Origin of the sequence: Flavobacterium fryxellicola, assembly GCF_900143245.1 — a bacterium.
Taxonomy (GTDB): Bacteria; Bacteroidota; Bacteroidia; order Flavobacteriales; family Flavobacteriaceae; genus Flavobacterium; species Flavobacterium fryxellicola.
In genome coordinates this window covers 82,172-93,898 of record NZ_FRDK01000009.1, presented here as the reverse complement: position 1 = coordinate 93,898, position 11,727 = coordinate 82,172, and the positions used below count along the sequence as shown (strand labels likewise).

Annotated in this window: 18 protein-coding genes; 5 read left to right on the top strand and 13 right to left on the bottom strand. The window is 33.9% G+C overall.

Annotation, left to right across the window (positions count from 1 at the left end; genetic code table 11):
* Positions 1-58: 58 nt before the first annotated feature.
* The 6 genes from BUA03_RS12925 to BUA03_RS12900 form a co-directional block, all read right to left on the bottom strand.
* Positions 59-814 carry a hypothetical protein gene (locus BUA03_RS12925; RefSeq protein ID WP_066082737.1) on the bottom strand — a complete coding sequence of 252 codons (756 nt, stop codon included), beginning with the start codon at positions 812-814 and terminating at the stop codon, positions 59-61.
* A 62-nt stretch (positions 815-876) separates the two neighbouring features.
* Entirely contained in the window at positions 877-1,569 is a 693-nt protein-coding gene (locus BUA03_RS12920; RefSeq protein WP_066082739.1) for a TIGR04283 family arsenosugar biosynthesis glycosyltransferase, read from the bottom strand.
* Positions 1,562-2,320 carry a DUF547 domain-containing protein gene (locus BUA03_RS12915; protein WP_066082741.1) on the bottom strand — a complete coding sequence of 253 codons (759 nt, stop codon included), beginning with the start codon at positions 2,318-2,320 and terminating at the stop codon, positions 1,562-1,564. Before BUA03_RS12915 ends, BUA03_RS12920 begins: the two co-directional genes overlap by 8 nt.
* 65 nt (positions 2,321-2,385) lie before the next feature.
* A complete protein-coding gene (locus tag BUA03_RS12910; protein WP_066082743.1) occupies positions 2,386-3,258 on the bottom strand; it encodes a sterol desaturase family protein in 873 nt (290 codons plus the stop codon).
* Between the two features lie 71 nt (positions 3,259-3,329).
* Positions 3,330-3,941, bottom strand: a complete 612-nt coding sequence (locus tag BUA03_RS12905; RefSeq protein ID WP_066082745.1) for a TIGR04282 family arsenosugar biosynthesis glycosyltransferase — start codon at positions 3,939-3,941, stop codon at positions 3,330-3,332.
* Positions 3,931-4,350 carry a rhodanese-like domain-containing protein gene (locus BUA03_RS12900; RefSeq protein ID WP_317041106.1) on the bottom strand — a complete coding sequence of 140 codons (420 nt, stop codon included), beginning with the start codon at positions 4,348-4,350 and terminating at the stop codon, positions 3,931-3,933. Before BUA03_RS12900 ends, BUA03_RS12905 begins: the two co-directional genes overlap by 11 nt.
* Before the next feature lie 317 nt (positions 4,351-4,667).
* Here BUA03_RS12900 and BUA03_RS12895 point away from each other — a divergent pair, with 317 nt between their 5' ends.
* Positions 4,668-5,144 carry a hypothetical protein gene (locus BUA03_RS12895; protein WP_066082750.1) on the top strand — a complete coding sequence of 159 codons (477 nt, stop codon included), beginning with the start codon at positions 4,668-4,670 and terminating at the stop codon, positions 5,142-5,144.
* Positions 5,145-5,602: 458 nt separating this feature from the next.
* Here the strand turns inward: BUA03_RS12895 and BUA03_RS12890 are convergent, their stop codons facing one another.
* Positions 5,603-6,133 carry a CIA30 family protein gene (locus BUA03_RS12890; RefSeq protein ID WP_066082752.1) on the bottom strand — a complete coding sequence of 177 codons (531 nt, stop codon included), beginning with the start codon at positions 6,131-6,133 and terminating at the stop codon, positions 5,603-5,605.
* A 364-nt stretch (positions 6,134-6,497) separates the two neighbouring features.
* Between BUA03_RS12890 and BUA03_RS16730 the strand changes: the two genes are divergently transcribed.
* Positions 6,498-6,671 (top strand): hypothetical protein, encoded by a 174-nt coding sequence (locus BUA03_RS16730; protein ID WP_157492212.1) that lies wholly within the window; start codon positions 6,498-6,500, stop codon positions 6,669-6,671.
* 28 nt (positions 6,672-6,699) lie between these two features.
* The gene (locus BUA03_RS16725) at positions 6,700-6,855 is read left to right on the top strand and encodes a hypothetical protein (protein WP_157492213.1); all 156 of its coding nucleotides are present in this window, start codon (positions 6,700-6,702) and stop codon (positions 6,853-6,855) included.
* A 1-nt stretch (position 6,856) separates the two neighbouring features.
* On the opposite strand, the gene BUA03_RS17185 is transcribed toward BUA03_RS16725, so the two are convergent.
* The 6 genes from BUA03_RS17185 to BUA03_RS12855 form a co-directional block, all read right to left on the bottom strand.
* Positions 6,857-6,979: a hypothetical protein gene (locus tag BUA03_RS17185; protein ID WP_346210542.1), complete on the bottom strand. Its 123-nt coding sequence runs from the start codon at positions 6,977-6,979 to the stop codon at positions 6,857-6,859.
* 6 nt (positions 6,980-6,985) lie between these two features.
* A complete protein-coding gene (locus BUA03_RS12880) occupies positions 6,986-7,774 on the bottom strand; it encodes an IS3 family transposase (RefSeq protein ID WP_245792659.1) in 789 nt (262 codons plus the stop codon).
* Positions 7,775-7,842: 68 nt separating this feature from the next.
* On the bottom strand, positions 7,843-7,977 hold the full coding sequence (locus BUA03_RS16990; protein ID WP_245792653.1) for a transposase: 135 nt from the start codon (positions 7,975-7,977) through the stop codon (positions 7,843-7,845).
* Positions 7,978-8,717: 740 nt separating this feature from the next.
* The gene (locus tag BUA03_RS12865) at positions 8,718-9,674 is read right to left on the bottom strand and encodes a HipA domain-containing protein (RefSeq protein ID WP_066082869.1); all 957 of its coding nucleotides are present in this window, start codon (positions 9,672-9,674) and stop codon (positions 8,718-8,720) included.
* On the bottom strand, positions 9,667-9,999 hold the full coding sequence (locus BUA03_RS12860; protein ID WP_066082756.1) for a HipA N-terminal domain-containing protein: 333 nt from the start codon (positions 9,997-9,999) through the stop codon (positions 9,667-9,669). The genes BUA03_RS12865 and BUA03_RS12860 overlap by 8 nt, the downstream gene beginning before the upstream one ends.
* Complete coding sequence (locus tag BUA03_RS12855) at positions 9,999-10,244, bottom strand: helix-turn-helix domain-containing protein (RefSeq protein ID WP_066082870.1); 246 nt, start codon at positions 10,242-10,244, stop codon at positions 9,999-10,001. The genes BUA03_RS12860 and BUA03_RS12855 overlap by 1 nt, the downstream gene beginning before the upstream one ends.
* A gap of 304 nt (positions 10,245-10,548) precedes the next feature.
* Here BUA03_RS12855 and BUA03_RS12850 point away from each other — a divergent pair, with 304 nt between their 5' ends.
* Positions 10,549-11,304 carry a hypothetical protein gene (locus BUA03_RS12850; protein WP_066082757.1) on the top strand — a complete coding sequence of 252 codons (756 nt, stop codon included), beginning with the start codon at positions 10,549-10,551 and terminating at the stop codon, positions 11,302-11,304.
* Position 11,305: 1 nt separating this feature from the next.
* Positions 11,306-11,719, top strand: coding sequence for a DUF5675 family protein (locus BUA03_RS12845; protein ID WP_066082759.1), 414 nt, complete (start codon positions 11,306-11,308; stop codon positions 11,717-11,719).
* Positions 11,720-11,727: the final 8 nt, after the last annotated feature.

The following is an 11,727-nucleotide window of genomic DNA, read 5'->3' as shown; positions in this document are numbered from 1 at the left end:
TAAAAGGAGGCGACTACTGACTTTAAAATTAGTACTTTAAAATGAAAGAAGACTTAGTTTATTTTGTTTTAAAATCAGCAGCAGGTTCAAAATCGGCTGCATTTGCTTTGATAAATTTGATATTGGTCAGCGTTGCTTGTCCTAATTCCTCAGTAAGTCCTTTTCCCTCTTCCCATCCCCAGAAAACCCATTTGGTCGCGATAGGAATACCATCCACTTTTTTATAGTTTAAATATTGAATCGCATGCGGATTTTTCTCGGCATCTTCTTTATCCGCCTTTAATGTAACAATATAAGCCGCTTTTTCAAGTAAATTTGTCTTTTTATCGGAATAAACCACATACCAGTCATCAGGTGCGTCGCCAGTTCCCGATTTAAAAGTTAGCTTTTCAGTGAGATATTTTTGTTGCTCTTTTTCTTTATTATCATACGTATTCCAGATTGTGCCTGGATCCGTTAATTTATAAGGAAAAAGGAAAAAATATCCCCAAGTAAACGCATCAAATCGAACAGACTCCTCATTTGGAATTGTTGACGAATAAAATACTTTATCTTGATCAAAAATGATTTTAGCTCCATTTTTATACTCAATCATTCCCTTTGTGGAATTGGTAAGAATCGTGAATTTGGCATCCATTTTTTCTGTACCTCCAAAAGCTAATTTTAGATCAAACTGCACTGCCTCTTTAGCTAAAAATTCTTGTTTATGGTGCGCTTTCTCCACTTTGTCCGCAAATTTCATGTTTTCTTCATTTGATTTACATCCAACAAGCATAAGGATGGCAAAGGATAAAGTGAGGGCAATTTTTTTCATTATGAATTACTTAATTATTGTAGTTGTTGTTTTTATGCTGTGTAATATTTTATAAGGTAAACTTATATGATATGCTTTTTATAATATTGAAGCATACTTTCAGCAGAATGACCTAATCGGCGTTTAAGATGAATGATGCCAAAATGGAATTGCAAACGCCAGACGCCATTTTCGCGGTATCTTCTGGCTGAAGTAACAACACAATCTGGAATTACTACAAATTGTTTTTTGGTGTAAAGCCTCGAAATGATTTCGTTATCTTCATAAATGATAAAGTGTTCATCAAAACCTTTTATTTCCTCAAACAAATTTTTAGTTATAAATAAGGATTGGTCTCCGCCGCGGCAGGAAATATGATTGAATCGAGTGAACCACTGTGAAACCATTAAAAGGGGATGATCGTAATCAAATTTTAGTCGGAAACAGCCTGCCAGATTCCCTTTTTGTACCGTAGTAGTAATGATCTGGTCAAAATGTTGTGGAGGAAAACTATCACAATGCAAAAAATAGAGAATGTTACCAGTTGCTGCTTTAGCTCCTGCATTCATTTGTTTTGATCTTCCTTTGCCTACTTCAATTAATCTTATATTGAAATTTGTATGTAATCTATATTGAGAGCCATCTGTACTACCGCCATCAACAACGATTATTTCGATTGCCTCTTTTTGGAATACCTTGTTTTCAAGATGTAACAGCAATTTGCTTATGCTATTGACTTCATTAAAAATGGGGATAATGATCGAAATTTTATTCATTCAAACTCCAATTGTAGTCTTTGTAATTTATTTTTGCTTTACTGCTGATTTTTACTGTGCTGTATTGGTTTAAAAAAGTAATAACAGAACCTTTTTTCTTAAAGTCACCGGAAAACCAATCAAATATTTTAGAGATTTCAATTTTATTTGCTGTTATAGTATTTTTAGTTTTGTCATTGATAAAACTTTTTGCTACAGCTGTTAACTGCTGCTCTAATTTTGCCTCAGTATAAGCTTCATTTCGCAAATTAGGACAAGAAAAAGAGGCACAATTGATGGCGAAATGAATTCTGGGTTCGTCCATTTTCCGCAGGATTTCATGTTCGATTTCTTCTAAACTGTATTTTTTGTTTCCCAAAGAAAAGAATTTTTTACCCCATGGATCACTAATATCCTTGATGCTTTTGGTTGGATAGTTCTCTAAAATTAATTGTACCGTATACGCATTATACGCATTGATCCAATAAGCAAGAATTGCATTTTTAGACCAGGATTTTGACGGAACATTTGCCGATAATTCGTTTAGGTACAACTTTAGCTCTTTGCTGTCTTTTTGAAATCCTTTGTAATTTACAGTTCCATTTTTAGTAACATTTTTTTGCAATAAAACATTCCATTTAGCATGATTGATATCCGGAGCAGCTGCTGTAACTGTAGTTTGGTATGCGGCAGTTGGAATTTCAGGATTATTTTTATTTTTTCCACAGGAAAGCAGTGGCAATAGAAGTAGGGTTAAAAAATATTTTTTCATCGGTACTAATTTTAAATTATACAATTTTGACAGTTATCAACCTCGTTCCTGACAAGAAATAGTAATTATTTTTTAAAGGGATAGATTTCTTGCTTGATAAAATCCTTTGGAAACTCATTTTCATCGTCAAAACCAAGTTCGATGTCTCTTCCGTCTGAAGGGATGTAGTTAGTTTTGAATATATAGTCCCATATGCTTAGTGAAATTCCAAAGTTGGCGCCATATTTATTTGGCATTTTTTTACTGTGATGCCAAATGTGCATTTTGGGGTTGTTAAAGATATATTTTAAAAAACCGTAGTCCCAGCCTACATTTGCGTGGTTCAAATGACCTATGGCAATCGAAATGAAATGGACGATAAATACATCTTGAAGATTTATACCACCTATAAGAATAATCGGAATGTATAATATTGATTTATAGACTAAAGGTTCCATCCAATTGTATCTAAAATGCGCTGCAAAACCCATTTCCTTCACACTGTGGTGGGTTTTATGTATTTTCCATAAGAAAGGAACATAATGGAGTAAACGGTGAACATTCCATTGAATAAAATCGCTAATGATGAAAAACACCAATAATGCCAAGGGTTTAGGTAACTCAGATATAGAAAAAAGCTGAATAGACATCAGTTGTAGTCCAAATACGTTCAGAATGTCATTTATAAACTGCTCCATTACATTAGATAGAGCAATAAGTAGAATCAAATTGAGTAAGAAAAAATTAAAAAATAGATAAAAGACATCCAGCCAGAAATCTTTTCGGAAAATGGCTTGTTGTTTTCTCCAAGGAAAAACGATTTCAAGTAACCATACGATCAAAGAAATGGCAATTAGTCCATAAAAATAGTTATCCCACTTCCAGTATAAAATTTCGTTTTTCAGATACTCTAAATAACCGCTATAGGAATTTAGAAATATGTCAATGTATTTTTCCATTTGTGGGATGCAATTGTTTTGTTGGTGCTAATTGTTGCACCGTTTAATTAACTTTTTTCAATCATTCTTCTTTACAAGGCAAGGTTTAACTTGGCCCAATCATAAGAGCTTCGCTCTAAGTCATCAAAGGTATCAATATCATTTAAAGAATCCAAAAGACAAACTTTTAGAGTTTCTAAATCTCTAATTGTCGCTTCAAAAACAGTACTTGTTCCCCAGTCTTTATTTTGGAAAATAAGAGTGTTATTTTTCTTTAATCCTAATAAATAATAACCGCCATCTTCAGCAGGCCCTATTACTACATCATGATCTAGAAGTTTTTTATAGGCATTTTCAATAAGCGTTGCTTTTAAGTCAAATAAATCACTACCTATAATAATGCAGTTCTGATAGCCCATTTCAAAAAGAGAATCAAAGGCATCCTGCATTCGTTGTCCTAGATCACCGCTGGCTTGCCTTTTTTTATGATAAAAATCCTCTGACCAAATATCCTCTTTAACAATAGCAGCATCATAAAATACAAATTTATCACAGTTGATAGAATGTGTTTCGTTCTTGGTATGCAACAGCAAATCGGTGTAAACAGCTAATGCTTTTTCGTCGCCAATAGTTTTCGCAAGTCTAGTTTTTACTTTTCCTAATTCAGGATTACGGGTAAAAATTATAAGTGCATCAGTTTTCATAAACCTTAATTCCTTTTGTTAGATAAATACTCCATGCCTTATTATAAGCGTGTATGCTGTCGGTCACTTTATTTTGGTTATTTACTACTTTTCTGCCAGAATTTTTATATTCAAAAATGCCACCATACAAATTGTAGACATTTTTATATCCCATTTTGAGAAGTTTTTCACCAATTTTTTCGCTGCGAACACCAATAGAACAATAAACAATAATAGTTGCACTTTTATCTTTAACAGTTGAAGTAACAGTGTTGGACTTAAAATGGTCAAAGCCCACAGGAATGGCATTTTTGATATGACTAACGTTAAATTCTTTAGGTTCTCTAGCGTCCAAAAAAACTAGATTTTTTTTGTATTTAAGTTCATCCACTTTTATATAAGGTACTGTCTCTTGATTGAGTTTTTTCAAAACTTGTGGAATGCTGTTTTGTGCAGACAAAGCAACTGAAAAAAGAAAGCTAATAAAATAGATATAGAAGCGCATGATTTTTTTTATAAAGATATCTAATTTATTAGACGTCTAAAAACTTATTTCCTGACAGTTTATGTTTTAAACACGACAAAAGAAAAATATTTTGTGTCTTAGCAGTTCTTGTGTAATCACACTGAATGCCTCTTTTTAAGGGAATTTCCCTAAATTTTTATATCAAATCTATAGCAATACACGTTATTAATCTGTAAATTAGCATTGGCTATTGCCAAAATTATTAACTAATAAAAACTATTATGAAAAATCTAAGCCTTTTTTGTTTGCTATTGACTTGTATTGGACTCGGAAGTTGTAAAAATAATCAAAGTGAAAAAATCATTGAAGCTAAGGAAGCCAAAGAGCTAGTAAGCGAACAGTGCTATAAAGCGGTTTATGAAAAAGACACGCTTGATTTGAAAATTAACACGTTCAAAGATGGAGAAATAACAGGTGATATGGTCATGGCAATTGCTACTATGCCGAAAAAGGTAGGTGAAATTATAGGAGAATTTAGAGGTGATACCTTATTTGCTAGCTATACTTTTATCCAAGGTGCTAATAAAGAAAAAACATTTAAGAATCCAATGGCCTTCTTAAAGAGAGGGAATGAGCTGATTTTAGGGAATGGACAAATACAAATCACGATGGGAGCTTCGCACTTTGTAAAAGGAGAGCCGATCGATTTTGAGCGAGTAAAATATAAATTTTCCGAAGTGGATTGTGTTGAAAAATAATAAATTAACAAGGGAGCGTATGCTCCCTTTTATTTTTTTGATAATGTTCTAGTTTATACCTTGGTTCTTTAGCTGTAGATACTCAAAAAATAGTTTTTTGTATCTAATTTCATAAGGATTTATATAATTAGTCACGATGGAAATCGACAAACTTACTACAATACTATAAAGTTGGTCGTGCTAACGTGGTACGTTAACAATACTGCTGCAGTAACTAATTAAATGCCCGTATTTAGCAACGTAAAGGATTGTTTTTAGTATTACTAATTGCGTTTTTCGTTTATTATCACTATGTATGAAAAGCATTCCACCGACACCTAAAATTCTAAATAGTTATACTGTACGATGGACTTTCTCTTCGTATTAGTTGGTATTACAAAATACATTTTGAATAAGAATAAGTTTTAACGGCGTCCTTTCTTGTTTTACAAACTCGTCAAAATTTCAGTTTCTACGTTTTATTCTAGCTCTATTTTATCGATCAGTAGTTTGAAATTTTCATTTTTCTTGTTTCCAATTAAAAAAGTAATTTCTTCGATAAAATCTTCCGAAAAATTAGATTGCTTGAGCCTTCTTCCACGCCAAGAAGGGTACATGTCTTTTAAGGGTATTTTTATTTCTTGCCATTCACCTGAAGTTGAAAAGGGCATTATATAGGAGTAAAAATCGCTATAATTGGATTTTATTCTCAATTGATATTCTTTGCCATCACCCCGAAGTTTAACGACTATACTAGTGAATTGCTTTAATTCTGCTTTTTGAAACCTATAACGAACAGATGAAAAGCCTCCATTATTATCCAATGATACGCTGCCTTCGAAAACACCAAAACCATCTTCATTTAACTTAAATGTACTGATTGATCTGCCTCCCATCACAACGTCATCAACAACAATCCAGTCTCTAATATCTGAATTTTTATCAAAATCAAAAATGATCTTGGAGTTTATTGAAGATAATAAAATCATCATAAATAGTACTTTTTTCATAACATCTAAGCTTTTAATTTTTACTATTTTTAGTTGGTAGGTGACATTTATAGAGTGGTAATTAGAGTACTGCCACTACGTTAGTCATTTTTGCAACGCACAAAATTTATCAAGTGCTAATGTCTCAAAATGCCCATAAATCCTTCCGTTTTTTATGGTTTTCCCTGATTTTGCTTCATAATCAAATTACAAATTTTGCTCGATACTATTTTTTTCCGTTATCGAGATCAAAGTCCTTTTAATTTTCCTTTAGAAAACAATTAGCGCGGGATAAGAGGAAATAAAATTAGAAATGTTGGTTAATATACTATTTTTCATACCTTTAAAAATAAATCAAACCATTATAAAAAACAGATTAATGCTTATGCTGCTCCTTAGTAGCACAATTTTATTGGCGCAAGATACGTATATTCAATGTGGTAAAATTATAGATACCAAAACCGGAAAAGTCCTGACTAATAAAACCATAATAGTTTCTAATAAAAGTATTAAAGCCATTCAAGACGGTTTTATAAATCCTATAAATCCTGGTAGATAAAGTCATCAACGTGCAAACCAAAACGGCTATGCCTGGTTGGATAGACATGCACGTACAACTTGAAGAAGAAACTTCTCCAGCTCGCTACGTGGATGAATTTACTCAAAATGACGCAGATGTAGCCTTTAACTCCATAGGTTTTGCAAAAGCGACCTCGATATGCAAAATAAATAATGGAGATTAAGTTAAGCGACATTTTTGTAATTAAATTGATTGTTAAATTCGTCAATGTTTTTATAATTTAAGGCTGAGTGCCTTCTTTTTTTATTATACCAAATTTCGATGTACTCAAAGATTTCTAATTTCATTTGTTCTTAAGTCATGAGCTTGTTACCATAAATCAATTCGGTTTTTAATGATTTAAAGAAACTTTCTGCTACAGCATTGTCCCAACAATTGCCTATTCTGGACATACTTCGAGTAATTTTTTTATACGAATTCAGAACACGTGCAAATTTATTATTAGCATACTGAACCCCTCTATCGGAATGAAATATTAATCCTGCGTGCACAGTTCTGTTTCGAATTGCCATTCGCCAAGCCGATAATATAGTGTCTTGAGTACTCATTGTACTACTTAAACTCCAACCTATTATTTTTCTATCATATAAATCTATAACTGTTGTTAGGTATAAAAATCCTTCTTTTGTATGGATATAAGTAATGTCTGATACCCAAACTTTTGACGGTAATGTTGGTTTAAATTCTCTGTTTAAAACATTTTCAACTGTCAAATAATTATGTTTTGAATCAGTTGTTACTTTAAATTTCTTACTTAATTTACTTCTTAAAGCCATTTGTTTCATGTATTTTGCTACAGTTATTCTTGAAATTGCATAACCTAAACTTTGTAATTCGATGGTTATTCTGGGGCTACCATATCGTTGTTTGGATTCAAAATAAATTGAAGTTATTTTTTCTTTTATATGGTTCATTCTATGAATTCTATTTGAAATAATTTTGTTTTTCCATCTGTAAAACCCACTGGAACTTACCACTAAAACCTGACACATCTTTTCAATCGGAAATATCTTTTCATTGTTTTTTGTGAAATCATATATCATCGACCGCTCTTGGAAAAAATGCCTATTGCTTTTTTTAATATATCGCGTTCGAGTTCTGCATCTTTGAGTTTTGCTTCTAAATCGCTTATGATTTTTTGATCTGATGTTTATTTTAAAATTCCTTTTCTAGGGAAACTCCCTGAACCAAATTTCTCATAATCTTTGCGCCATTTGTATAGCATAGCAACTCCGATGCCCAGTTCTCTGGCTAATTCAGAAATGTTTAATCTTTCATTACTCAATTCAACTGCTTTGGTCTTAAAAGCAGTGTCACAAATTTTTCTGACTGTTTTATATGTTAAAAGTAAGGTTTTCTCTTAACTCTTTCTCCATGCTAAATTAGTATATCCATTTTTAAGCTGTTCAATTATTAAGCTTGTACAGTAACAAAAATTGATCTAGGTATTAAAGTTTTGTTCTGATTAGAGCATTCAATTTTTTAGAAATAGATTCCGTTTATCAACGATTAGTTCTTTATAAAATAAAAATCGTTTTCAATTGTATTGATTATGTTTTCTGGGATGTTTAATTTAGTAGTATTTTTTTTCAGAATACTGACATAATTAGTATAATGAGATGCTATTGTTGGTTTAATCTGGTGTAAAACAACCATTATTATAGTCAAAATTAGTAAAAAAGACTTATTACAACTACGTTAATGGTAAAATATGTGAAAGAATAACGGGAGTTTAACCTATAATATGTAATTCTACCTGCTCTTGTTTCAGGCTAGTGTATTGGCAGAACTCTTGCACGGACACAAACTCCGTAGGGAGCTTCTTAATCTCCTTTCTGATGTTTTGCAACAGTCTAATGCTTTGGCGATAACTCTTTCCTGTAATACGTTGTATGTCTTTAGGGTAGATACACAATCTCGTGGTTGCTGCTTTCATACTCTATCTATAGCTTTGGTTGGGCTTTGGCTTACTTTAAAATTCTATTATCCAAACTTCTAAGTAAAATTAAACAAAAAAGTGCTTGTTTACTTAGGCTGAAATAAACTGCTGTATCTTTCCTCTAATAGTAGTTTGTATTTATCTTTGAATGCTTCAGATAGGAATGAATTATCGATCCACTGCATGGCAATTGGTTTGTTTTTTTGGAATCGTTTTACTATTCCTTTTAGCTGTTTTTCGTTGAGTCCGAGGTTTGTGCCTAGTGTTTGGAAATGCTCCCATTTTAGTTTTTTCTTTTTTCCATCGAGTGTTAAAGCTAGTTCTTCGGTGTCTTCCGGGTTTACTATGGCTACGTTCAGCAGATCATAGGCTGGAGCCAATGTCCAAATATCAGCAGTATTGATCATCGAGAAGTTCTTCAGGTGCATGTCGTTGTTTCCGGTCAGATAGCTGAAAATACCCAGTTCCAAAAAGTATAGTTTGTCCAATAAGGTGTTGTCTGAGAATTCATTGATTGCTTTGCCTATTTTTTCCATCGAGCTTTTGTATTTGTCAAAAGCTTCCGTGATTTGGAACATGTCGAGCATGTGTATTTTTTCTCCAGTAGCTGTCCTATCAATGCGTTTGGTAATATAGGAAAGCTCACCAGATTGTAGGCGGATCAAGCTTGATTTTACAGTGTTAATACCAAAAGCTTCTGCAATGCGCATCGTTACATGTTCATTTGCGGGCATTTCAGCAAATTGTTCGGATGGCGGTTTGAAAATATAATTACCGCCCAAAGCGCCTACCACGGTAAGACGTCCTTTATTCCCGTCCTGAATCGTGTCATTTACTATTGATAGTGATAATTTGGGTTGTACCCCAGGTACTGCCACGCTTCGCTCCACGACATTTAGCGCTAAGGCGGTCATTTGTTGTAGGGTATGTTCAAATGCAGGTTGCTGTTTTGTACCAAAAAAATTTAAGCAGCACTGCTCATGAAAATCACCTCCAATTGTATCCTCTAATATCTGATAACAGTATAAACAGTTCTTATTCATTTTCATTTGGTGTTGGTTGGACACTAACGGCTCCGATGCAGTTTTGGCAGCATGCCAAGAGCAGTCCCATACGATCATTTGTATTTATTTTCCAGTTTTTGGATGCGATATTCAGTAGCCAGCCTTCAGGAATAAGCCCTTCAAAAAAGGGGAACAATCGTTTGGCGGTATATATTTTTGCGGTTACCGGCATTGTAAAAGTGAGGAACTCTTTAGAATGCTCCTTTACATATTGTTCTTCATACTGAAAGATATAGTCTCCGTCATCTGTTTCGGTTAGTATTCCCGCTAATAGGTCTTTATAATATATTGCTGCTTGTCTCATTATTCTTTCTTTTCATTTTTGCCTACCTGTTCGGCAGACAGGGATAATTCTCTTGCGTTAACCGGTCCGAGGGTATGACCGAACATTCTTAAAACTTGGTTTACCCTCTCGAGATTTAGATTTTCTTTTCCTTGTTCTATTTTTCGAATAACGGTCAGCGCCACTCCAGCACGTTCTGCAAATGCTTCCTGGGTGAGGTTTACTTCATTTCTTTTTTCTTTTACAAAGTCTGCTAGTGTCATCATAATTATATGCATTTACATCGAATTAGAACAAATATAGCAAATTATATGTTAAAGCATATAATTTGCTCTTTAAATTACAATCTATACGTAATTGCATATAGAAACTTATAAATTCTAATGGACTTATAAGTGTCATTCATGTCGATTAATGCCATCTGTGTCTGATTTTGCCATCTGGTCGCCGTGCCCTTTTTAATGCGATTTATTTGGCTAAAATTTGCGTTTAAATCAATTGAAAAGTGTTGCAACAGGATGACGGTTGAATTCATTTTAAAACAAATTATAAACTTAAATTTTAGGAATTATGGCAAGACAGAAAGGCATAATTAAGTTGAAAGGTACTATTGGAGATATTACTTTTTACAAAACCCAAGATGGGCATTTAGCGCGCGAAAAAGGCGGTATCGATGCTAGCAGAATCAAGAGTGATCCTGCGTTTCAGAGAACGCGCGAGAATGGTTCCGAATTTGGAAGAGCCGGTAAAGCCGGAAAGATTTTGAGAACGGCTTTGAGAGCCTTGCTATTGAATTCTGCTGATGGCAGAATGGTAAGTCGATTAACGCAGCTTATGGTAAAAGTGATCCAAGCCGATACCGTCAGTGTACGTGGATTGAGAAATGTGATTGACGGTGAAGCCGAATTGCTTGCTGGGTTTGAATTCAATATCAGAGGAAAACTGGGCACCAGTTTGTTTGCTCCCTATGTTGGGACTATTGACCGAGTTTCTGGAGATATCAGCCTTGATTTAGCTCCGTTTATTCCTGCCAATTTGATTGCAGCTCCATCAGGAACGACACATTTTAAAATCATTTCTGCTGGTGCTGAAATCGATTTTGAGAATGAGACATTTGTTTCTACAAATTCAGAAACAGCAATTCTTCCATGGGATGTGGCACTAACAGAGGCGATTAGTCATGTAAATCCCGTCACTGCTAACAGTACAAAACCTTTGTTTTTGGCTTTGGGTCTTGAATTTTATCAAGAAGTAAACGGACAGATGTATCCATTGAAAAATGGGTCCTACAACCCGTTAGCTTTGGTTAGCGTAAGCGGATTGTAAGATGATTTTGGTATTAACCAGAATCTATTTTCCTGAAGGAACGCAAGGGATGCTAGAATGGAACGGCACACTAGTTTGTTATACCATCGAATTGCCTTGGTTGGGAAATCAAAGGCGGATCTCTTGTATTCCCGAGGGAGACTTTGTTTTGAAAAAGCGATACAGTGCAAAATTCGGATGGCACTTGCATGTGATACATGTTCCGGGAAGAGATTTGATCTTAATCCATCCCGCCAATGATGCCAAAAAAGAATTATTAGGCTGTATTGCTCCTGTTACCAAACATACGGGAATAGGGAAGGGCAATTCTTCCCGGATCGCATTGAAAAAGCTGAAAGCAGTGGTTTATGCTGCTTTGGAACGCAATGAAGTCGTTAAAATAAGTATTCAACCTGCCTGCTTTAAGCAGGTCTAAAAAAAATA

Excerpts from the sequence above, each read along its gene's own strand:
- BUA03_RS12905 (WP_066082745.1), bottom strand. The coding sequence starts at position 3,941 with ATGAAAACTGATGCACTTATAATTTTTACCCGTAATCCTGAATTAGGA.
- BUA03_RS12855 (WP_066082870.1), bottom strand. The coding sequence starts at position 10,244 with ATGATGACACTAGCAGACTTTGTAAAAGAAAAAAGAAATGAAGTAAAC.
- BUA03_RS16725 (WP_157492213.1), top strand. The coding sequence starts at position 6,700 with ATGCCTGGTTGGATAGACATGCACGTACAACTTGAAGAAGAAACTTCT.
- BUA03_RS12920 (WP_066082739.1), bottom strand. The coding sequence starts at position 1,569 with ATGAATAAAATTTCGATCATTATCCCCATTTTTAATGAAGTCAATAGC.
- BUA03_RS12915 (WP_066082741.1), bottom strand. The coding sequence starts at position 2,320 with ATGAAAAAATATTTTTTAACCCTACTTCTATTGCCACTGCTTTCCTGT.
- BUA03_RS12860 (WP_066082756.1), bottom strand. The coding sequence starts at position 9,999 with ATGAGACAAGCAGCAATATATTATAAAGACCTATTAGCGGGAATACTA.
- BUA03_RS12845 (WP_066082759.1), top strand. The coding sequence starts at position 11,306 with ATGATTTTGGTATTAACCAGAATCTATTTTCCTGAAGGAACGCAAGGG.
- BUA03_RS12895 (WP_066082750.1), top strand. The coding sequence starts at position 4,668 with ATGAAAAATCTAAGCCTTTTTTGTTTGCTATTGACTTGTATTGGACTC.
- BUA03_RS12850 (WP_066082757.1), top strand. The coding sequence starts at position 10,549 with ATGGCAAGACAGAAAGGCATAATTAAGTTGAAAGGTACTATTGGAGAT.
- BUA03_RS17185 (WP_346210542.1), bottom strand. The coding sequence starts at position 6,979 with ATGAAATTAGAAATCTTTGAGTACATCGAAATTTGGTATAATAAAAAA.
- BUA03_RS12865 (WP_066082869.1), bottom strand. The coding sequence starts at position 9,674 with ATGAATAAGAACTGTTTATACTGTTATCAGATATTAGAGGATACAATT.
- BUA03_RS12910 (WP_066082743.1), bottom strand. The coding sequence starts at position 3,258 with ATGGAAAAATACATTGACATATTTCTAAATTCCTATAGCGGTTATTTA.
- BUA03_RS16730 (WP_157492212.1), top strand. The coding sequence starts at position 6,498 with ATGCTGCTCCTTAGTAGCACAATTTTATTGGCGCAAGATACGTATATT.
- BUA03_RS12925 (WP_066082737.1), bottom strand. The coding sequence starts at position 814 with ATGAAAAAAATTGCCCTCACTTTATCCTTTGCCATCCTTATGCTTGTT.
- BUA03_RS12890 (WP_066082752.1), bottom strand. The coding sequence starts at position 6,133 with ATGAAAAAAGTACTATTTATGATGATTTTATTATCTTCAATAAACTCC.